We start from the raw sequence: 20,684 nt of genomic DNA, 5'->3' as shown, positions 1-20,684 counted from the left end.
ATACTTAACCATCAATGTTAAGTTATTTCATGATACCTAAGAAAAACCAGCGTTACGCAATTGGTCGACGCTGGTTTTATCCGGTACGTTGCAATTATTTTTTAGCAGAACCCGCTTCTAATATTGAAACGATTGAGAACAACGTAAAGCATACCGCTCCCAAACCGACCAGAACCCGCGAAGGAATAAAATATCCCATGTCGGTCTGCGCCATTTCCGCAAGAAACGATGCCAGGAAAAGGCAAAACAGGCAGGTGAAGACGGGAATCATCGGAATTCTGTTGGCTAATGAACAGGTACGTCTCCAGACCAGTGCCAGTAGCCAGACTTTTGAGAATATGCTGTAACAGATCATTCCAAGGCAAATGAGAATAATGCCGGGAGCCAGTCGAGCGCTTGCATCGGAACTGACTAAGACGTATATGCCCTGCAGCACCGTGATTGAGCCGAGAAAAATAACCCAATAACACCACAGCCAGTGCTCTTTGGATGAGAACGTATTACGTGTTTGATGGACGATTGTGGCTACAAGGCCAATGAGACAGGCACAGATTGCGGTTAACCCAAGCAATACGTGACCGGCGACATAATGTGGTGTTATGTCGGCACTGCGTAACAGCGTTATCGACCAAATGAAACCGAGCAGGGTGAGTAATACGGGAACGGCAATGAGGCAATTACCGATTAATGAAGAATAAGCCTGTACCGGCGTTCCGTCGCTTTTGCTCCCCGATGCATTTTTGGGAATGAGCAGAAAGTGACCGGATGACGCTGCCACTGTCGATACACAGGCGGCAATCATACCAACGCCGAAAATCACATGACCGGCGACAAACTCGTCTGCCATCACATCATTGCCTGCTAACAGTGCCCAACCCCATATCATGGTGATAATTGACCCCGCATAGCCAATAATGGGGAACAGTGTATTGTAAAACGTATTAACACCGCGCGTGAGCTGCGAAATGATAATAAATGCGGTAGTGAATAATGCCAGGCATATGGCTGCCAGAGAAATCAGCACATGACCCGCGACGAAATACTCGCTTTGCCCTGAACTTTCCAGCACAAAGCCACCTAACGCGATACAAATTAACCCCATAATCAAGGGGATTAATTTGAAAAGCCACCCGATATATATGTTCACTTTTAACTCCTCAGGTATCCCTGCTAATATCGAAATGTGCATTAATGATAATTTCAGCCTGTTAATAAAATGACGAGATATCATTAAAGACAAATGCATAGCATAACTATAGCTGGGTTTACTTTGCCGAGTGCCACTTTTCAGCGTTCAAAAGGCCATGGTAAATAAATATTTATCCTAAGATTAATTCTTATTCTGTAGTTCTTTACAATTATCTTCCAGGGAGGGATTATTTTTCATTATTGGTAAAAGACCGGATAGTCTCGGTGTTTAAAATCAGCGAACATATAATTATTATTGCTTTATATCGTCGTAAATATGTCTTTCAGACATGTATCGTTTATTTTGTAACAAACAATTCAAAAATATCATAGGTTATTTATGAAAGCAATTCATAATCTGATTGGAAACAACTCCTTAAGCCATCAATATAAGCATTCAGATAAAGTTAACAATCATCAACACCATGGCAAGGTTGATAAAAAACATCTTTCAAAGACAGTTGAAGTTAATATACTGGATAAATTTTCGCAAATAGGTAACAATGCAGGCCTGCATATCATCTATTTCCTGCAATATGGTCACTGGAATGTAAATGACTATTTTCATCAGACGGTGAAAACATCGCTTTACAATAGTGAGCCTTCTATAGATATCCAAGAATATAATAGTTTCGCCAACATGGATACTGACACGTTTATCTTTACAATTATACCAGACAATAACCATGTGTTAAAATTATCATCTCCCATAACCGTTACGATTGAGCGTAGGGATGGTTATTATTTTATTAATTTCTCCGGAGATAAATCAGATATAATTTATAAAGTTGATGGGCTTTCTATCATATCTGAAAATTTCTTTACTCTTCTTAGCGGTAATTTTAAACCTGACTGGCGTTGGGATGTCTCTACTGAGATGCTCACTAAGGAAAAGTTTGATAACTATGTTAAATCTGTGTTCTCAGAAATAGATTTTTATAAACACTGTGGTGTGATTAACCCACAAAATATGAACACGGCTTATTTTGGCGATACAGATGGAAGAGTAGGCGCTATACTTTATGCATTGCTCGTTTCAGGGCATATAGGCATCCGGGAAGAGGGGTGGAGTTTAATATGTGAATTATTAAATCACGAAAATATGGCTTCATCTGCATACGAAAAGAAAAAAATGGGAGAGCTCTACGCTTTATTAAATGCAAGAGACATGATCTTGAATAAGTTGCATAATCATGTTTTTTTAAAAGGCGATGCGATTACTCCTTGTATTTTCCTTGGAGATCATACAGGCGACAGGTTTAGTACTATTTTTGGAGATCAATATATCCTTACTTTGCTAAATTCTATGCAAAATATGGAGGGTAATAAAGATAGTCGTATAAATAAAAATGTCGTCGTTCTGGCTGGAAATCATGAAATCAATTTTAATGGTAACTATAGTGCACGACTAGCAAATCATAGACTCTCCGCCGGTGATACATATAACTTAATTAAAACGCTTGATGTTTGTAATTATGACCCAGAAAGGAAAGTTTTAACCAGTCATCACGGAATAATAAGAAATGAAGAAAGTAAATGTTATTGTCTCGGTGCTTTGCAGGTTCCATTTAAACAGATGAAAAATCCTACTGATCCTGAGGAATTAGCTAATATATTTAATAAAAAACATAAAGAATATATGGATGATCCTCTATTCCATCTAATCCGAAGCAATATTATGAAACCCACAGATTTATATGCTGATTATTTTAATAACACTACTGATTTCAGACCAACACGTAATCATATCTTCATATGTGGAGAGAAACTCAAATGTGAAGACCCCAGAAAATACATTAGACAAAAATATGGCCATCATGGGCTCGGGGTAGATCAGAATCAACTATTTGATAATGGTATTATGGGTCTAAATTCCCGGAAGAAAGTACGTGATAAAAATAATGAAATAATTTATTTATCAGGGCTTAGTTGTTTTCAATCTCATTAAAACTCCATGAATACTGTGGTATGTCTTATTAATCCTGAAAGTATTTCATAGGTTTTCTTAATCGATTGTAGAGGTATGTTCTGATAACGCCTCTACAATCTCTAGGGATTTTGTCTACTTTGAGATAAGAAATTTCATATTATGCCTTAAGGCTGAATGATTTGTGCAAAATATAATTGTTTTTCCATCGAACATGAGGTGTATGTCATAAGATTAAATATTAACTACGTATTCCTCGCGGTGAATAGCATGAGGTAAAAAATGAAAATTGGAGCTGTGACCGGTACTCACGACAGTACTATGACAATCCCCGCAAATGATATTATGCAAGATCATGTTACCAACTTCACTAAAGAACTGTTTGGGTATATAGCAAATGGCTTAGATAATGACATATCAAGTATTGCCAGGACAATGCTCGGTGAAGTTGTGGAAAAAATAGATGACTGGCAAATAGAACGTTTCCAACAATCTTTTCAAGATGACAAGATTTCATTTTCCATACAGACGTATCAATCAGAAAAATATAGTATGCTATCGGGCATGCGTGTTCATATCCTACGCAGGAATAATAGTTATCAGTTTATTGTGACAATTAATGGAAAAAATTACGGTTGCCCTCTTGATAACATAGAAATAAATTGGCGCAGCATTGTTTGTTTTCTTAATGCCATGACAGAAGATGGTAATATGAATGATATTGTAGTTACTGAGTCGTACAAACCCCTCTGGGACTGGAAAACTTCGCAATACAATATATTTGATATTAAATTCGAAACAGTAATAAAGGCCCATTTTGCTAATAGAGTCTATTTCTCAAATTGCTCACCCGTTGATCCTACAAGTACCAGACCGACCTATTTCGGTGATACCGATGGCTCAGTCGGTGCCGTTTTGTATGCGCTTACTGCAACAGGACATTTGGGTATTATGGCTGAAGGAGAAAATTTCCTTAGTCAGTTGCTTAATATAGAAGATGAAGTTCTCAACGTATTGCTAAGGGAGAACTTTAATGAGCAACTTGACACTAATGTTAATACAATAATCAGTATTCTGAACAGAAGAGATATAGTTTTAGAAAGTCTTCAGCCTTATTTGGTTATTAATAAAGGCGCAGTGACGCCATGTACGTTTCTGGGTGACCAAACCGGCGATCGGTTTAGTAATATCTGTGGCGATCAATTTATCATCGATTTGTTAAAACGCATAATGAGTATCAATGAAAATGTTCATGTATTAGCTGGAAATCATGAAACAAATTGCAATGGTAACTATATGCAGAACTTCACGCGCATGAAACCACTTAATGAAGATACCTACGCTGGGATAAAAGATTATCCTGTATGTTTCTATGACCCCAAATATAAAATAATGGCAAATCATCATGGGATAACTTTCGACATACAACGCGAACGTTACATTTTAGGTCCGATAACAGTCTCTAAAGATGAAATGACCAATGTTCTCGATCCGGTCGAATTAGCGGCAATCATTAATAAAAAGCATCATACCATAATTAATGGTAAAAAATTTAAAATTAGCCGGGCCATCTCTTGTCAATCTTTTAATCGTTATTTTTCCATCTCGACAGATTACAGGCCCAAACTTGAAGCACTATTAGCATGCTCACAAATGTTAGGTATAAATCAAGTTGTTGCACATAACGGTAATGGTGGGAGAGAACTCATAGGTGAAATGGGGGCTGTTTTAGGTCTGAACGCCCGTGACAGTAAACATGCCGGAAGAATGTACAGTATGCATAATTGCCAAATTAATCCTGGTGCAGGGCCTGAGGTAACCGCTCCCTGGACGTCTTACCAGCATGAAAAAAACAGAAATGAACTTATGCCTTTGAGTAGAAGGCGCACGCTGTTACAGCTTTGAACCATAGACAACATGAATATTAATGTTACTATCTGGTTGAGACTGTTGATAAAACGTAAAAAGGAATGCTCTGTTCCTGCAACTGAACAGGCGTGAAACGCTATCCAACAGGATGGATACCGTTTTATCAGCCAGTTTTATAGATCACACTTATGAGTATGCGTGTTTCATTTACGGCCAGGAATGCTGATGATGACAACATTACTACCCGTTTTCACTAAGCCTTCCCCATTGGCGCTCAATGCTCTGTGCGCTGGTCGTATTTGCCGTTTCCTTCTTATCCCGGATGGATGAATCCGCTGAACGTCGTTCGGCGGCAGTTGTAACACGTGTCGTTTGCTTACAGGGATTATGGCGGGTCGATTATGGATAAGAGTAAGCGCCATCTGGCGTGGTGGGTTGTCGGGTTACTGGCGGTGGCTGCCGTCGTGGCGTGGTGGCTGTTGCGCCCGGCAGGTGTGCCGGAAGGCTTTGCCGTCAGCAATGGGCGTATTGAAGCGACGGAAGTGGATATCGCCAGCAAAATTGCCGGGCGTATCGACACCATTCTGGTGAAAGAAGGCCAGTTTGTTCGTGAAGGTGAAGTATTGGCGAAGATGGATACCCGCGTGTTGCAGGAGCAACGGCTGGAAGCCATCGCACAAATCAAAGAAGCACAAAGCGCCGTTGCTGCCGCGCAGGCTTTGCTGGAACAGCGGCAAAGCGAAACTCGTGCCGCACAGTCGCTGGTCAATCAACGCCAGGCCGAACTGGACTCCGTGGCCAAACGTCATACGCGTTCCCGCTCGCTCGCCCAACGAGGGGCTATTTCTGCGCAACAGCTGGATGACGATCGCGCCGCCGCTGAGAGCGCTCGAGCTGCGCTGGAATCAGCAAAAGCCCAGGTTTCGGCTTCTAAAGCGGCTATAGAAGCGGCACGTACCAATATCATTCAGGCGCAAACGCGCGTCGAAGCGGCACAAGCCACTGAGCGGCGCATTGCCGCAGATATCGATGATAGTGAACTGAAAGCCCCGCGTGACGGACGCGTGCAGTATCGGGTTGCTGAACCAGGGGAAGTGCTGGCAGCAGGCGGTCGGGTGCTAAATATGGTCGATCTCAGCGACGTCTATATGACCTTCTTCCTGCCAACTGAACAGGCGGGCACGCTGAAACTGGGCGGCGAAGCCCGGCTGATCCTCGATGCCGCGCCAGATCTGCGTATTCCTGCAACCATCAGTTTTGTCGCCAGCGTCGCCCAGTTCACGCCAAAAACCGTCGAAACCAGCGATGAGCGGCTGAAACTGATGTTCCGTGTCAAAGCGCGTATCCCACCGGAATTACTCCAGCAGCATCTGGAATATGTCAAAACCGGTTTGCCGGGCGTAGCGTGGGTACGGGTGAATGAAGAACTTCCGTGGCCTGACGACCTGGTGGTGAGGTTGCCGCAATGACGCATCTGGAACTGGTTCCCGTCCCGCCTGTCGCGCAACTGGCGGGCGTGAGCCAGCATTATGGAAAAACCGTTGCGCTGAACAATATCACTCTCGATATTCCGGCCCGCTGCATGGTCGGGCTGATTGGCCCGGACGGCGTTGGGAAGTCGAGTTTGTTGTCACTGATTTCCGGTGCCCGCGTCATTGAGCAGGGCAACGTGATCGTGCTGGGCGGCGATATGCGCGACCCGAGGCATCGCCGTGACGTCTGCCCGCGCATTGCCTGGATGCCGCAGGGACTGGGCAAAAACCTCTACCACACCTTGTCGGTGTATGAAAACGTCGATTTTTTCGCCCGCCTGTTCGGTCACGACAAAGCGGAGCGGGAAGTCCGAATTAATGAGCTGCTGACCAGCACCGGGTTAGCACCGTTTCGCGATCGTCCGGCAGGTAAACTCTCCGGCGGGATGAAGCAAAAACTGGGGCTGTGCTGTGCGTTAATCCACGACCCGGAATTGTTGATTCTTGATGAGCCAACAACGGGGGTTGACCCGCTCTCTCGCGCCCAGTTCTGGGATCTGATCGACAGTATTCGCCAGCGGCAGAGCAATATGAGCGTGCTGGTTGCCACCGCCTATATGGAAGAGGCGGAACGCTTCGACTGGCTGGTAGCGATGAATGCCGGAGAAGTACTGGCGACTGGCAGCGCCGAAGAGCTGCGGCAGCAAACGCAAAGCGCCACGCTGGAAGAAGCATTTATTAATCTGTTACCGCAAGCGCAACGCCAGGCGCATCAGGCGGTAGTGATCCCACCGTATCAACCTGAAAACGCAGAGATTGCCATCGAAGCGCGCGATCTGACCATGCGTTTTGGTTCCTTCGTTGCCGTTGATCACGTCAATTTCCGCATTCCACGCGGGGAGATTTTTGGCTTCCTCGGTTCGAACGGCTGCGGTAAATCCACCACCATGAAAATGCTTACCGGACTGCTGCCTGCCAGCGAAGGTGAGGCGTGGCTGTTCGGGCAACCGGTTGATCCAAAAGATATCGATACTCGCCGTCGGGTGGGCTATATGTCGCAGGCGTTTTCGCTCTATAACGAACTCACCGTGCGGCAAAACCTGGAGTTACATGCCCGTTTGTTTCACATTCCGGAAGCGGAAATTCCCGCGCGAGTGGCTGAAATGAGCGAGCGTTTTAAGCTCAACGACGTTGAAGATGTTCTGCCGGAGTCATTGCCGCTCGGCATTCGCCAGCGGCTTTCGCTGGCGGTGGCGGTGATTCATCGCCCGGAGATGTTAATCCTCGATGAGCCTACTTCTGGCGTCGATCCAGTGGCGAGGGATATGTTCTGGCAGTTAATGGTCGATCTTTCGCGCCAGGACAAAGTGACCATTTTCATCTCCACCCACTTTATGAACGAAGCGGAACGCTGCGACCGCATCTCACTAATGCACGCCGGAAAAGTGCTTGCCAGCGGTACACCGCAGGAACTGGTTGAGAAACGCGGAGCCGCCAGTCTGGAAGAGGCATTTATCGCCTATTTGCAGGAAGCGGCAGGGCAGAGCAACGAAGCCGAAGCGCCGCCTGTGGTACATGACACCACCCACGCGCCGCGTCAGGGATTTAGCCTGCGACGTCTGTTTAGCTACAGCCGTCGCGAAGCACTGGAACTGCGCCGCGATCCGGTACGTTCGACGCTGGCGCTGATGGGAACGGTGATCCTGATGCTGATAATGGGTTACGGCATCAGTATGGATGTGGAAAATCTGCGCTTTGCGGTGCTTGATCGCGACCAGACCGTCAGTAGCCAGGCGTGGACGCTCAATCTCTCCGGTTCCCGTTATTTTATCGAACAGCCGCCGCTCACCAGTTATGACGAGCTTGATCGTCGGATGCGTGCGGGCGATATCACGGTGGCGATTGAGATTCCACCCAATTTCGGGCGCGATATCGCGCGGGGTACGCCAGTGGAACTCGGTGTCTGGATCGACGGTGCGATGCCGAGTCGCGCCGAAACGGTAAAAGGTTACGTGCAGGCCATGCACCAGAGCTGGTTACAGGATGTGGCGAGTCGGCAATCCACGCCCGCGAGCCAAAGCGGGCTGATGAATATTGAGACACGCTATCGCTATAACCCGGACGTAAAAAGCCTGCCAGCGATTGTTCCGGCGGTGATCCCGCTGTTGCTGATGATGATTCCGTCGATGTTAAGCGCCCTTAGCGTGGTGCGGGAAAAAGAGTTGGGGTCGATTATCAACCTTTACGTGACTCCCACCACCCGTAGCGAATTTTTGCTTGGCAAACAGCTACCGTACATCGCGCTGGGGATGCTGAACTTTTTCCTGCTCTGCGGCCTGTCGGTGTTTGTGTTTGGCGTGCCGCATAAAGGCAGTTTCCTGACGCTCACTCTGGCGGCGCTGCTGTATATCATCATCGCCACCGGAATGGGGCTGCTGATCTCCACCTTTATGAAAAGCCAGATTGCCGCCATTTTCGGTACGGCGATTATCACGTTGATTCCGGCGACGCAGTTTTCCGGGATGATCGATCCGGTAGCTTCGCTGGAAGGTCCAGGACGTTGGATCGGCGAGGTTTACCCGACCAGTCATTTTCTGACTATCGCCCGCGGGACGTTCTCGAAAGCGCTGGATCTGACTGATTTGTGGCAACTTTTTATCCCGTTGCTGATAGCCATCCCGCTGGTGATGGGCTTAAGCATCCTGCTGCTGAAAAAACAGGAGGGATGATGCGCCATTTACGCAATATTTTTAATCTGGGTATCAAAGAGTTGCGCAGTCTGCTCGGTGATAAAGCGATGCTGACGCTGATTGTCTTCTCGTTTACGGTGTCGGTGTATTCGTCAGCGACCGTTACGCCAGGATCGTTGAACCTCGCGCCGATCGCCATTGCTGATATGGATCAATCGCAGTTATCGAACCGGATCGTTAACAGCTTCTACCGCCCGTGGTTTTTGCCCCCGGAGATGATCACCGCCGATGAGATGGATGCCGGGCTGGACGCCGGGCGCTATACCTTCGCGATAAATATTCCGCCTAATTTTCAGCGTGATGTCCTCGCCGGACGTCAGCCGGATATTCAGGTGAACGTCGATGCCACGCGCATGAGCCAGGCATTCACTGGCAACGGTTATATCCAGAATATTATCAACGGTGAAGTGAACAGCTTTGTCGCGCGCTACCGTGATAACAGCGAACCGTTGGTATCGCTGGAAACCCGCATGCGCTTTAATCCGAATCTCGATCCCGCGTGGTTTGGCGGGGTGATGGCGATCATCAACAACATTACCATGCTGGCGATTGTGTTGACCGGATCAGCGCTGATCCGCGAGCGTGAACACGGCACGGTGGAACACTTACTGGTGATGCCGATAACGCCGTTTGAGATCATGATGGCGAAGGTCTGGTCGATGGGGCTGGTGGTGCTGGTGGTATCGGGATTATCGCTGGTGCTGATGGTAAAAGGCGTGCTGGGCGTACCGATTGAAGGCTCGATCCCGCTGTTTATGTTGGGCGTGGCGCTCAGTCTGTTTGCCACCACGTCAATCGGCATTTTTATGGGGACGATAGCGCGTTCAATGCCGCAACTGGGGCTGCTGGTGATTCTGGTGCTACTGCCGCTGCAAATGCTTTCCGGTGGCTCCACGCCGCGCGAAAGTATGCCGCAGATGGTGCAGGACATTATGCTGACCATGCCGACGACACACTTTGTCAGCCTCGCGCAGGCCATCCTCTACCGGGGGGCCGGATTCGAAATCGTCTGGCCGCAGTTCCTGACGTTGATGGCAATTGGCGGCGTGTTTTTCACCATCGCGCTGCTGCGATTCAGGAAGACGATTGGGACAATGGCGTAATTACGGGGTTAATCTTCCTTCGGCAGGCACTGCAAATGCCCGTGCCGCACGCCTCGCTGAGCGATAACGTCGTCGGCAAAATGCTGCACGTCACCCATGTCACCTTTCAACACGGCGATTTCCAGGCAATCGTTGTGATTGATATGCACATGCAGCGTGGCGACTGAGAGGTCGTGGTGATGATGCTGCGTGGAGACAATACGGCTGGCTAAGTCGCGTTTTTCGTGTTCATACACATACGACAGCACCGCGAAACCTTGTGTGCCGTGCTGCTGGGTGGCCTCCTGCGCCAGAGCGCTACGCAAAATATCGCGGATAGCTTCGGAACGGTTGTTATAACCACGACGCTGGCTCAGGCTGTCCAGCGTCTCCAGTAAATCGTCATCAAGGGTGATGGTGACTCGTTGCATTGACTTAAACCTTTTCTGTGGCGCGACGGCGCACTGGGAATGCGGGTAATACCGCGTTTTGTAGCACACGTCCGGCGTCAGAGGAAAAGGTTAATTTATCTCCCACCACCTGGGTTTCGACGATTTGTCCGTTGTCCATCACCATCACCCGCTGACAGAAGCGTTCCACCAGGCGTAAGTCGTGGGTGATGAACAGGCAGGCGGTGCCAAACTGTTGTTGTAGCTTTTTCAGCAGGCGAATGACGCCCGCCTGTAACACGAGATCAAGGTTAGAAACGGCTTCATCCAGAATCAGTAGTTTCGGTTCGACCGCCAGCGCGCGAGCCAGGCAGACGCGCTGGAGCTGACCGCCGCTTAACTGCGGTGGGCGTTTGTCTAGAACGCTGTCATCGAGATCGACCGCCTTCAGCATTTCGCTGGCGCGCGCCAGTTGTTCGGATTTTTTCAGTGATAGCAGGTGGCGCATCGGTTCACGCAGGATCTCGCGCACGGTTTTGCGCGGATTCACGGCGCTGATGGAGTCCTGAAATACCATCTGAATATCGCGGCGGAACGCTTTACGCTGGGCGCGATTGAGCTTTGCCAACGATTCGCCGCGCCAGCTAATATTCCCTTGTGAGGGCGACTCTAAGCCTACCAGCAGCCGAGCGAGAGTGCTTTTTCCGCAGCCGCTGCGTCCCAGCAGGGCGACGGTTTCACCGCTTTTCAGGGTCAGCGAAACGTTATTGAGCACTGCCTGATGCTGGTGCTTACCGCTGAATCCACCGTGTGCGTACTGGTGTGAAAGGTCGGAGACGTTAAGTAAAGTCATGATGCCAGCTCCATACCATAAAGGGCGAGGTGAGCAGAAACCAGGCTGCGCGTTACCGCATGTTTGGGGGCATTAAACAGCGTTTCGACATCGCCCTGCTCAACAATCTTACCGTGAGACATGACCGCCACATCGTCTGCCAGACGCGCTACCACGCCCATATCATGGGTGACCAGCAGCATTCCCGGCGCTTGTTTTTGCATGATGCTTTCCAGCAGATCCAGAATGCGTGCTTGCGCTACTACATCAAGATCGGTGGTCGGTTCATCGGCGATGATAAACGGTGATTCACATAGCACTGCCATCGCAATCATCATGCGCTGCAACATGCCGCCGCTCATCTCGAACGGGTATAGCTTCAGCACGCGTGCGGCGTTTTCCAGCCCTACCGCTTCTATAGCGGCGATAAGCGTGGCGTCATCGGCGGGTTTCCCCAGTGCCTGGCAAGTTTCCCGCGCGTGCGTGTGCATGGTGTGCAGCGGATTAAAGGCACTGCGCGGGTTCTGCATGATAGTGGCAATTTTGATACCGCGCAGGGCGCAGGGAGAAACCGGTTTGCCATCGGCCAAAATTTCCCCCGCCGTCTGGCGAACGCCAGCGGGCAGAATGCCCAGCGTCGCAGCGCAGGTCAGCGACTTCCCGCTACCACTACCGCCGACTAACGCCAGCACGCGCCCGCGTTGCAGGGTTAACGATACGCCGTGCACCAGCGGTTGCGCGGCCTGTAGCGCGATATTACGTAGTTCAATCTGTTGCGGCATTAGTGTGCGTGCTCCGTCACCAGATGAGGGTCCAGATGATCGCGCAGTGCGTCACCCACCAGGTTAAAGGCCATCACGCTGATAAACAGCGCCAGTCCCGGCCAGAACATTTGCAGCGGCTGGGTCCAGATATACTGACGTGCATCGTTAATCATCACGCCCCATTCGGCGGTCGGGGCGGTCACGCCGAGACCGAGGAAGGACATCCCCGCGACGTGTAGCATCATATGGCCGATATCCAGCGTCGCCAGCACCAGCAGTGAAGGGATCACCGCGCCCGCCAGATGATCGATAAACACCCGCACATGGCCTGCGCCAGAAAGCCGTGATGCCAGCACAAACTCGCGCTGGCGTAGCGAAATCACCAGACTGCGCACCATGCGCGCGTACCACGCCCAGTGCGACAGGGCGATGGCGATAATCACATTGGTCAACCCGGTGCCGAGCACGCCGACCATAAAGAACGACAGAATCGACGTCGGGAAGGTCATAAACATATCCGCCACGCGCATGGTGGCCTGATCAACGCGCCCGCCAATCAGCCCGGCGCTGCCGCCAATAATCAGCCCTAATGTCAGCACCAACAGCAGGCAGGCCATTACCGAGCCAAGCGACACACGGGTCGCCGCCATCAGCCGTGAGAAAATATCGCGTCCTAAGTGATCGGTGCCCAGCCAGTGCTGTGCATCCGGAGAAAGCAGACGCGACGGCAAATCAATGACCTGGGGATCGTATGGCAGCCACCACTGGCTGGTGAGCGCAATCAGTGCCAGCAGGGCGATAATGATCAGCGCCAGGCGTACCGACCAGCGAGAAGAGAGGAAAAAGTTCACGCGTGCGCTCCTTCATGACGACGAATGCGCGGGTCCAGCGCGGCGTTGAGCAAATCGACAATCAAATTACAGACCACAAAAACCACCACCATCATCAGCGTAAAGCATTGGATCACCGGATAGTCACGGTTGAAAATCGCCGACACCGCATAGCGCCCGACACCCGGCCAGGCAAAGATGTTTTCGATAATCATCGTCCCGCCAATCAGTTCGCCAATGTGCATCCCCACGGCGGTGATCATCGGCAGCGAGGCATTGCGCAGGATATGGCGGCGTTCGGTCTGTTTGTCGTTCAGGCCGCGCAGTCGCGCCCAGGTCACATGACGCTGACCCGCGACGTCCAGCATACTGGCGCGCAGCAGACGCGCGTTAATCGCCAGCGACATAAAAGCGATGGAAACCGCAGGCAAAATGATATGCTGCCAGCCGCCGTAACCCATCGCGGGCAGCCATTGCAGATACACTGAAAATGCCATCACCAGTAAAAACGCCAACCAGAAGTTAGGCATCGACACGCCAAGAAACGCGATAAAACGCACGGCGAAATCCGGCAGGCGGTCGCGATGGCGCGCCGCCCAGATGCCGAGCGGCACGGAAGTGAGCAGAATTAACACTAGCGCCGCGCCCGCCAGTTCCAGCGTGGCGGGCAGGAAGGTCAGCATATCGTCCAGCACCGGGCGTTGGCTGGCGAATGAGATACCAAAGTCAAGATGCAGCGCTTTCCACAACCAGGTTCCGTACTGCACGTACAACGGCTGATCCAGCCCCAGCATGGTGCGGGTAGAAGCCAGCATTTCCGGCGTCGGCGGTAGGTTAGACAGACGCAGATAATCGAGCGCCGGGTCGCCGGTGCCGAGGCGCAGCATCAGAAAAATGATCACCGAGGCGGCGAGCACCATCGGGATCAGCAGCAGAAAGCGGCGTAATACATAACGCAACATTAAGGTTTCACCGGTTTAATCTGTTCGAACGGGATTTCGGTGGCGATCGGCGCGTAGGGGATGTTACCCAGTTCCGGTTTTGAAACCACCATCATTGAGATATAGCTGATGGGCAGATAAACCGCCTCGTCATGCAGACGGGTCAGAATGTCGCGATACAGTGCCTGACGTTGTGTTTCGTCGTGTGTCGCCAGCACTTCGCCAATCTCTTTATCAATCAGTGGTTTGTCGGCTAAACCTTGCTGTGCCTGGAAGTCAGCGTGCGACGGTACGCGCATTGAACTCAGGAAGGCGTGTGGATCGTATGGCGCGCCCCAGGTACGGTGGAAAATCATGCCAAAACGACCGTCGCGCTGACGAGCATAGATACTGCTCTCTTCTTCGCCGATCAGCGTGACATCCGCGCCAATCTGGCGCATATCAGCCTGAATGATTTCGGCCATTGATTTGCTTAACGCATCGGTGCCGATGAACGACAGTTCAATGCGCAGCGGCTGACCATTTTTCTCGCGGATGTCTTTGCCTGCGGGCAGCGTCCAGCCTGCTTGTTCCAGCAACGCTTTCGCTTTCTGCGGATCGTACTGGCGCGGTTTCAGGCCGAGATTGGCATAGGGCACGGAAGGGGCAAACAGGGTGTCGGCGACCTGCTGGGTGCCATACAACGCGTTATCGATCAGCGATTTTTTGTTTACCGCGTAATTGAGAGCTTCACGTACGGCCAACTCGTTGGTGGGGGCTTTTGCAGTATTGAGCGCCAGCATCACGGTTTCGATCGGCTGTGACAGTTGGGTGTGGTAAGCCGGGTTCTGGCTAAAGCGGGCGAAGGTATCGAGCGGTAATAGCCCTTCATTACCGTATAGCAGATCGATATCGCCGGTTTCAAACGCCACCGCGCGGGTGGTCGGGTCCGGGATCACGTTAAAAGTGACCTTTTTAATCGCCGGCTTTTCGCCCCAGTAGTTTTCGTTACGGACGAAGACATCGTATTGATTCAGTTTCGATTCCTGCAAAACCCACGGCCCGGTACCAATCGGCGCTTTAATCCCGTTCATGGTTTCATTATTTTTAAACTGCGAGGGGGCGATAAAGCGGAAAGGACGGGGCAGGGCCAGTTCTTGCAGGAAAGGGTAGTAGGCGCTTTTCAGGGTGATTTGCAGCTCGGTTTTACTGAGAGCTTTGACATCAACAATCTGGTTTGCCAGCTCCAGCCAGGCGTGACGTTGACGGTTGTCGAGCACAGCGCGGAAGTTTTCTGCCGCGGCCTCTGCATCAAACGGTTCACCGTTAGAGAATTTCACATCATCACGCAGGGTGAAGGTCCAGGTTTTGCCATCTTCTGAATGGGTCCAGCTTTTTGCCAGCCACGGGATCACCGAACCGTCTGCCTGATATTTCACCAGTGGTTCATAAACCATGCTCTGGGCGAACATCTGGTTGGGTGTGTAAAGGTGCGGGTTTAGTGGCCCGACATTCACCGGCCAGGCGGTGGTGATTTCATCTGGTGCAGCGGCATGGACGATAAAAGACGCACAAGCCAGCAGCGCAAATAGAGTGCGGCGGAGTGTGGAGAACATGGTAACCCCAATGGATTAAAATAGATGGCGGAAATAAGTATGACGATTTTAAGTATTCGTCATACTGATAACCTGTTCTGGATCAATAGATGGGCAGTCGGATGGGCTGATCAGTTAACTGAATCGATCCATTGCACACTGTCGGCGGTGAGCGTAAAGGGAGTAGGGGTGCAGATCGCCAGACTTAAATTTTCAAGCTGACAATGGCTGACTGACAGCGAGGACTGATAGGTGCTGTCTACGCTGACGATTTGCCAGGCGCTGCCGCCACGTTGTTTAACGATGGCTTCTTTGCGTGTCCAGATGCGCCAGAACATTTCCAGTTGCTGATCTGGATGCACGGCGTCCATCTCGGCATGTTCTCCGAGGCTGAACACCGCGTTCGCCAGCCAGCGCCAGTTGGCACGCGGGCGAATCACTTCGATATCGCAGCCGACTTCGCCTTCATCGCTCAACAGTAGGGCAATATCGTCACCGCTATGGCTTAAGTTGAACCATAGCGGCGTTTCCGATGCGAATGCGGGTTTGCCTTGTTCGCCGTAGATGATCTCAGGTAGCGGGGAAAGCGTGTGTGAAAGCAATGCACGCCCCGCCAGCCAGCGTTCGCGCCGTGGACCTTGCGGTGCTTTATCGCGTAAAGCCGGTGGCAGTGGAGCTGCGCTTAAGGTCGAAACTTTCCCCAGAACTATCCGATACATATCAGGGCCAACGTTTAATGGAAAATGAAAGTGCGTATCGTATCACTTGTCGCCTCATCCCGGTAATCGACTTTTCGGTCTGCCCGGCCCCAGTAAGATCGCCAGTTTGCTACCGCCTTTGGTGGTTTCCATCCAGATTTTACACACGCTGGTTAATGGTACCGAAAGTAGCATCCCTACCGGGCCGAGCAGCCATCCCCAAATTAACAATGAAAGAAATACCACCATGGTGGACATCCCCAGGCGATGGCCCATCATCCGCGGTTCTAAAATATTGCCGATGACCATATGGACCACTAAAAACAATGCGCCGACCAGAATACATTCGTAAACGCCATTAAACAGTAGCACCTGAATCATTGGCGGTACGGCGGAAATTACCGCGCCGATATTGGGCACGTAGTTGAGCAAAAACGCCAGTACTGCCCACATCAGCGCAAACTGTACGCCCATAAGTTCCAGCCCCAGCCAGACGATAATGCCTGTCCATAAACTTAGCAGTGTCTTCAATGCCAGATAGTGCGAAACACCTTTTAAGGCGCGGTGTAGTCCGGCGATGTGAATCTGTGGATTATTCAACGCAAAACGCATTTTGTAAGGGACGTGGCGCACTTCAAACAGCATGAAAACTACGGTCATCACCAGCAAAAGCACGCTCGCCATTGCCCCGGAAAGCCCGGTCATTAGCGCCGTGGTGAAGGTAACCACTTTTTCCGAGTCCATCCGCTGCAGCATTCGCTCCGGCGACATATGCAAATTAAGAAAAGGCAACATCTCCTGCAATTTAAAAAGTTTGCGCGTCAGCTCCTTATTAAACTTCGGCAGCATAGAGATGAATTCGTTAAACGAAGCTGCCAGTACACCGACCAGCGCGGTTAGTGCGATCAGCATCACCACCACCACAATCGTAATTGCAACGGGGCGTTGTACTCCGCGACGAATAAACCAGGTGACGAGCGGGTTGAGGACGATGGCAAAAAACAGCGCCAGTAACAGTTGCACAATGATATCTGCCGCTGCGTGAATGCCCGCGAGGATTACTACCAGCGAGGCCAGTTTAAGCAGAATGTGCATGCCCGTTTTATCGGGTTGAGGGGTTTCCATTGGGGCTTCCTTGTGACTTTTTGTATTAAGTGTAGCGGGAGTCACGCCAGCAATATTCTGATTCTTACTGCTGATTTTCACGTCAGCACGTGGTAAAAATGAAACACTGTTGTAAAAATGTGGTGATCCTCATGCCCGAACCCGTAGCCGAACCCGCGCTAAACGGATTGCGCCTGAATTTGCGCATTGTCTCCATTGTCATGTTTAACTTCGCCAGCTACCTCACCATCGGGTTGCCGCTCGCTGTATTACCGGGCTATGTCCATGATGTGATGGGCTTTAGCGCTTTCTGGGCAGGATTGGTTATCAGCCTGCAATATTTCGCCACCTTGCTGAGCCGCCCTCATGCCGGACGTTACGCCGATTTGCTGGGACCTAAAAAGATTGTCGTCTTCGGTTTATGCGGCTGCTTTTTGAGCGGTTTGGGGTATCTGACGGCAGGATTAACCGCCAGTCTGCCCGTCATCAGCCTGTTATTACTGTGCCTGGGGCGCGTGATCCTTGGGATTGGGCAAAGTTTTGCCGGAACGGGATCGACCCTATGGGGCGTTGGCGTGGTGGGTTCGCTGCATATTGGGCGGGTGATTTCGTGGAACGGCATTGTCACTTACGGGGCGATGGCAATGGGCGCGCCGTTAGGTGTGGTGTTTTATCACTGGGGCGGCTTGCAGGCGTTAGCGTTAATCATTATGGGCGTGGCGCTGGCGGCCATTTTGTTGGCGATCCCGCGTCCGACGGTAAAAGCCAGTAAAGGCAAACCACTGCCGTTTCGCGCGGTGCTTGGGCGCGTCTGGCTGTACGGCATGGCGCTGGCACTGGCTTCCGCCGGATTTGGCGTTATCGCCACTTTTATCACGCTGTTTTATGACGCTAAAGGTTGGGACGGTGCGGCTTTCGCGTTGACGCTGTTTAGCTGTGCGTTTGTCGGTACGCGTTTGTTATTTCCTAACGGCATTAACCGTATCGGCGGCTTAAATGTGGCGATGCTCTGCTTTAGCGTTGAGATAATCGGCCTGCTACTGGTTGGCGTGGCGACTATGCCGTGGATGGCGAAAATTGGCGTCTTACTCGCGGGGGCGGGGTTTTCTCTGGTATTCCCGGCGCTTGGTGTGGTGGCGGTAAAAGCAGTGCCGCAGCAGAATCAGGGGGCGGCGCTGGCAACTTACACCGTATTTATGGATTTATCGCTTGGCGTGACCGGACCAGTGGCTGGGCTGGTGATGAGTTGGGCGGGCGTCCCGGTGATTTATCTGGCGGCGGCGGGACTGGTCGCAATCGCGTTATTACTGACGTGGCGATTAAAAAAACGGCCTCCGGTGGAAGTACCTGAGGCCATCTCATCATCTTAAAACTTACTGAATAACCAGCGTATTAATGATGTTTTCTGCGGTGGTCTGTGCTTTTTGCTGATCGTCAGCTGGCAGCGTAATTTGCATGGTCAGCAGTTGATTACCCACGTTACCCAGAATAACGGAAGAGTACGCCGTCTGGCCTTTCGCGGAGATAATGCTGTCTAACTGCTGCATTTTGTGACCTTTCAGCTCAATGGCTTTATTGGTTACCACTTGCAGCTGCGGATCGCGGCTACGTTGCTGATCTTCCAGGCGCTTCGCCAGCACCGCCAGATCTTCTTTCGGATCATCGCCCATGATGACGATGACTGCTTTTTGCCCGGTGGCGTCGGACCAGACATGCATGTTATTAGCCTGCGTTCCCAGCTTACCGCTCTGGTCGGTCATATCCGCTGGCAGCGAGAAACTTAACTTGCCATCAAGCAGGTTGACGGGATTCCCGGTAGCGTTACTTTCCGCGACCGAACCCTGCGCCGTAGCGTTAGTGTCTTTATCATCACAGGCCGCAAGCCCCATAACCAGCAGGCCAATTCCGACATATTTAACCAGATTGCGCATTGACTTCTTCCTTTCGATAAACGGCCATAACGGCTCATTCATCCATCTTATCACAACTCTGATAACGAACCTTTAACTCGCCTGCAAAGCGTTGATTTCGGATTTATCTGCCAGTCTTTTCAACAGCATATTGAGTAATACGCCATACATTGGCAGGAAGAAAACGATACTGATTAACACTTTGAAACAGTAATCGACCAGCGCGATTTCCATCCAGTGTTCAGCCATAAAGGCATCTGGGCTGCGCCAGAAGGCAATGAAGAAGAAGGCCAGCGTGTCGCTGACGTTACCAAACAGGGTGGAAGCCGTCGGTGCCAGCCACCAGCGACGACTCTGACGCAGGCGGTTAAAAACGTGCACGTCGAGGATTTGCCCCAGCGCGTAGGCCATGAAACTGGCGGTGGCGATACGGGCGACAAACAGGTTGAAGTGGGCGAGCGCGCCGAATCCCTGCCAGGAACCCATATAGAACAGCGACGAGATGACGTAGGAGATCAGTAACGCCGGGATCATCACCGCAAAGATGATACGACGGGCCAGCGGTGCGCCAAAAATACGCACAGTCAGGTCGGTAGCAAGGAAAATAAACGGAAAGCTAAACGCGCCCCAGGTGGTATGGAAACCAAAAATGGATACGGGAAGCTGAACCAGATAGTTACTGGAGGTGATCACCAACAGATGAAATAACGATAACCAGAACAACGCTTTATAGCGTTGAGTTTGCGAGAAAACGTTCATATTGTACCTTTTTGATTAACCATTGGGGTGAGGGAACCCAATACGTACGACACGTCTGTTACCTTAACATAATAACGTGCTGACCCTTTTTTCGAGCCGCCGCATGATACTGCTTTACGTTGACAATGCAATGGTTAATTTTTACGCAATCGTTAACCTGGTTTGCTTACGGACTCACAGGGCGTAAACTAGCGCCGTTTTTTTATGTGATGAGAAGAAAATGACCGATCTCTTTTCCAGCCCTGACCACACACTCGACGCACTTGGCCTGCGCTGCCCGGAACCAGTAATGATGGTGCGCAAAACTGTGCGCAATATGCAGCCAGGTGAAACGTTGCTGATTATTGCTGACGATCCGGCGACGACACGCGATATTCCTGGGTTTTGTACCTTTATGGAACACGAACTGGTTGCGAAAGAGACCGATGGACTGCCTTATCGTTATTTGATTCGCAAATCGGGGTAAGGTGAATCAGGCTAGCGGACCGATCGCGCTCAATTTTGCGGCTTGCAACCGGTTTGTAGGACGGATAAAACGTTCAAGCTGCATCTGGCGATACGGTGCGCAATGCCTGATGCGACGCTGTCGCGTCTT

At 50.7% G+C, this 20,684-nt stretch carries 19 protein-coding genes; 8 read left to right on the top strand and 11 right to left on the bottom strand.

Annotation, left to right across the window (positions count from 1 at the left end; translation table 11 throughout):
* Positions 1-94: 94 nt before the first annotated feature.
* Complete coding sequence (locus ATB02_RS10630) at positions 95-1,147, bottom strand: DUF2776 domain-containing protein (RefSeq protein WP_001028909.1); 1,053 nt, start codon at positions 1,145-1,147, stop codon at positions 95-97.
* Positions 1,148-1,528: 381 nt separating this feature from the next.
* Here ATB02_RS10630 and ATB02_RS10625 point away from each other — a divergent pair, with 381 nt between their 5' ends.
* From ATB02_RS10625 to ATB02_RS10605, 6 genes are all read left to right on the top strand, one after another.
* A complete protein-coding gene (locus tag ATB02_RS10625) occupies positions 1,529-3,136 on the top strand; it encodes a DUF4049 domain-containing protein (RefSeq protein ID WP_105271537.1) in 1,608 nt (535 codons plus the stop codon).
* Between the two features lie 261 nt (positions 3,137-3,397).
* Entirely contained in the window at positions 3,398-5,020 is a 1,623-nt protein-coding gene (locus tag ATB02_RS10620; protein ID WP_105271536.1) for a DUF4049 domain-containing protein, read from the top strand.
* Positions 5,021-5,209: 189 nt separating this feature from the next.
* Entirely contained in the window at positions 5,210-5,314 is a 105-nt protein-coding gene (gene yhiY, locus ATB02_RS26655; RefSeq protein WP_213054493.1) for a hypothetical protein, read from the top strand.
* Between the two features lie 71 nt (positions 5,315-5,385).
* Entirely contained in the window at positions 5,386-6,453 is a 1,068-nt protein-coding gene (locus ATB02_RS10615) for an HlyD family secretion protein (RefSeq protein WP_000361507.1), read from the top strand.
* Complete coding sequence (gene rbbA, locus ATB02_RS10610) at positions 6,450-9,185, top strand: ribosome-associated ATPase/putative transporter RbbA (RefSeq protein WP_032185361.1); 2,736 nt, start codon at positions 6,450-6,452, stop codon at positions 9,183-9,185. The genes ATB02_RS10615 and rbbA overlap by 4 nt, the downstream gene beginning before the upstream one ends.
* A complete protein-coding gene (locus tag ATB02_RS10605; protein ID WP_016262635.1) occupies positions 9,185-10,309 on the top strand; it encodes an ABC transporter permease in 1,125 nt (374 codons plus the stop codon). Before rbbA ends, ATB02_RS10605 begins: the two co-directional genes overlap by 1 nt.
* A gap of 8 nt (positions 10,310-10,317) precedes the next feature.
* On the opposite strand, the gene nikR is transcribed toward ATB02_RS10605, so the two are convergent.
* The 8 genes from nikR to ATB02_RS10565 all read right to left on the bottom strand — a co-directional run bounded on the left by nikR (position 10,318) and on the right by ATB02_RS10565 (position 17,441).
* On the bottom strand, positions 10,318-10,719 hold the full coding sequence (gene nikR / locus ATB02_RS10600; RefSeq protein ID WP_032185354.1) for a nickel-responsive transcriptional regulator NikR: 402 nt from the start codon (positions 10,717-10,719) through the stop codon (positions 10,318-10,320).
* A 4-nt stretch (positions 10,720-10,723) separates the two neighbouring features.
* On the bottom strand, positions 10,724-11,530 hold the full coding sequence (gene nikE, locus ATB02_RS10595) for a nickel import ATP-binding protein NikE (protein WP_000173700.1): 807 nt from the start codon (positions 11,528-11,530) through the stop codon (positions 10,724-10,726).
* On the bottom strand, positions 11,527-12,291 hold the full coding sequence (gene nikD, locus ATB02_RS10590; RefSeq protein WP_103253587.1) for a nickel import ATP-binding protein NikD: 765 nt from the start codon (positions 12,289-12,291) through the stop codon (positions 11,527-11,529). The genes nikE and nikD overlap by 4 nt, the downstream gene beginning before the upstream one ends.
* On the bottom strand, positions 12,291-13,124 hold the full coding sequence (gene nikC, locus ATB02_RS10585; protein WP_001008972.1) for a nickel ABC transporter permease subunit NikC: 834 nt from the start codon (positions 13,122-13,124) through the stop codon (positions 12,291-12,293). Before nikC ends, nikD begins: the two co-directional genes overlap by 1 nt.
* Positions 13,121-14,065 (bottom strand): nickel ABC transporter permease subunit NikB, encoded by a 945-nt coding sequence (gene nikB, locus ATB02_RS10580; RefSeq protein ID WP_000947080.1) that lies wholly within the window; start codon positions 14,063-14,065, stop codon positions 13,121-13,123. Before nikB ends, nikC begins: the two co-directional genes overlap by 4 nt.
* Positions 14,065-15,639 carry a nickel ABC transporter substrate-binding protein gene (nikA, locus tag ATB02_RS10575; RefSeq protein WP_105271535.1) on the bottom strand — a complete coding sequence of 525 codons (1,575 nt, stop codon included), beginning with the start codon at positions 15,637-15,639 and terminating at the stop codon, positions 14,065-14,067. The genes nikB and nikA overlap by 1 nt, the downstream gene beginning before the upstream one ends.
* A 110-nt stretch (positions 15,640-15,749) precedes the next feature.
* Complete coding sequence (acpT, locus tag ATB02_RS10570) at positions 15,750-16,337, bottom strand: 4'-phosphopantetheinyl transferase AcpT (RefSeq protein WP_032185350.1); 588 nt, start codon at positions 16,335-16,337, stop codon at positions 15,750-15,752.
* Between the two features lie 54 nt (positions 16,338-16,391).
* On the bottom strand, positions 16,392-17,441 hold the full coding sequence (locus ATB02_RS10565) for an AI-2E family transporter (protein WP_001353619.1): 1,050 nt from the start codon (positions 17,439-17,441) through the stop codon (positions 16,392-16,394).
* Between the two features lie 98 nt (positions 17,442-17,539).
* Here ATB02_RS10565 and ATB02_RS10560 point away from each other — a divergent pair, with 98 nt between their 5' ends.
* Positions 17,540-18,790, top strand: a complete 1,251-nt coding sequence (locus tag ATB02_RS10560; RefSeq protein WP_123059838.1) for an MFS transporter — start codon at positions 17,540-17,542, stop codon at positions 18,788-18,790.
* Between the two features lie 3 nt (positions 18,791-18,793).
* On the opposite strand, the gene dcrB is transcribed toward ATB02_RS10560, so the two are convergent.
* Both dcrB and ATB02_RS10550 read right to left on the bottom strand, forming a co-directional pair.
* The gene (gene dcrB, locus ATB02_RS10555; RefSeq protein WP_001245295.1) at positions 18,794-19,351 is read right to left on the bottom strand and encodes a phage sensitivity protein DcrB; all 558 of its coding nucleotides are present in this window, start codon (positions 19,349-19,351) and stop codon (positions 18,794-18,796) included.
* A gap of 72 nt (positions 19,352-19,423) precedes the next feature.
* Entirely contained in the window at positions 19,424-20,089 is a 666-nt protein-coding gene (locus ATB02_RS10550; protein ID WP_001100467.1) for a 7-cyano-7-deazaguanine/7-aminomethyl-7-deazaguanine transporter, read from the bottom strand.
* 220 nt (positions 20,090-20,309) lie between these two features.
* Here ATB02_RS10550 and tusA point away from each other — a divergent pair, with 220 nt between their 5' ends.
* A complete protein-coding gene (gene tusA, locus ATB02_RS10545) occupies positions 20,310-20,555 on the top strand; it encodes a sulfurtransferase TusA (RefSeq protein WP_000130623.1) in 246 nt (81 codons plus the stop codon).
* Positions 20,556-20,684 lie beyond the last annotated feature (129 nt).

Source organism: Escherichia sp. MOD1-EC5189 (genome assembly GCF_002966045.1).
GTDB classification, from domain to species: domain Bacteria; phylum Pseudomonadota; class Gammaproteobacteria; order Enterobacterales; family Enterobacteriaceae; genus Escherichia; species Escherichia coli_F.
Note: the sequence above shows the minus strand (reverse complement) of the source record. Positions and strands in the feature narration are given on the sequence as shown.

Excerpts from the sequence above, each read along its gene's own strand:
- ATB02_RS10560 (WP_123059838.1), top strand. The coding sequence starts at position 17,540 with ATGAAACACTGTTGTAAAAATGTGGTGATCCTCATGCCCGAACCCGTA.
- dcrB (WP_001245295.1), bottom strand. The coding sequence starts at position 19,351 with ATGCGCAATCTGGTTAAATATGTCGGAATTGGCCTGCTGGTTATGGGG.
- ATB02_RS10605 (WP_016262635.1), top strand. The coding sequence starts at position 9,185 with ATGCGCCATTTACGCAATATTTTTAATCTGGGTATCAAAGAGTTGCGC.
- ATB02_RS10565 (WP_001353619.1), bottom strand. The coding sequence starts at position 17,441 with ATGGAAACCCCTCAACCCGATAAAACGGGCATGCACATTCTGCTTAAA.
- ATB02_RS10620 (WP_105271536.1), top strand. The coding sequence starts at position 3,398 with ATGAAAATTGGAGCTGTGACCGGTACTCACGACAGTACTATGACAATC.
- nikR (WP_032185354.1), bottom strand. The coding sequence starts at position 10,719 with ATGCAACGAGTCACCATCACCCTTGATGACGATTTACTGGAGACGCTG.
- acpT (WP_032185350.1), bottom strand. The coding sequence starts at position 16,337 with ATGTATCGGATAGTTCTGGGGAAAGTTTCGACCTTAAGCGCAGCTCCA.
- nikB (WP_000947080.1), bottom strand. The coding sequence starts at position 14,065 with ATGTTGCGTTATGTATTACGCCGCTTTCTGCTGCTGATCCCGATGGTG.
- yhiY (WP_213054493.1), top strand. The coding sequence starts at position 5,210 with ATGATGACAACATTACTACCCGTTTTCACTAAGCCTTCCCCATTGGCG.
- nikD (WP_103253587.1), bottom strand. The coding sequence starts at position 12,291 with ATGCCGCAACAGATTGAACTACGTAATATCGCGCTACAGGCCGCGCAA.
- nikE (WP_000173700.1), bottom strand. The coding sequence starts at position 11,530 with ATGACTTTACTTAACGTCTCCGACCTTTCACACCAGTACGCACACGGT.
- ATB02_RS10550 (WP_001100467.1), bottom strand. The coding sequence starts at position 20,089 with ATGAACGTTTTCTCGCAAACTCAACGCTATAAAGCGTTGTTCTGGTTA.
- rbbA (WP_032185361.1), top strand. The coding sequence starts at position 6,450 with ATGACGCATCTGGAACTGGTTCCCGTCCCGCCTGTCGCGCAACTGGCG.
- ATB02_RS10615 (WP_000361507.1), top strand. The coding sequence starts at position 5,386 with ATGGATAAGAGTAAGCGCCATCTGGCGTGGTGGGTTGTCGGGTTACTG.
- nikA (WP_105271535.1), bottom strand. The coding sequence starts at position 15,639 with ATGTTCTCCACACTCCGCCGCACTCTATTTGCGCTGCTGGCTTGTGCG.
- tusA (WP_000130623.1), top strand. The coding sequence starts at position 20,310 with ATGACCGATCTCTTTTCCAGCCCTGACCACACACTCGACGCACTTGGC.
- ATB02_RS10625 (WP_105271537.1), top strand. The coding sequence starts at position 1,529 with ATGAAAGCAATTCATAATCTGATTGGAAACAACTCCTTAAGCCATCAA.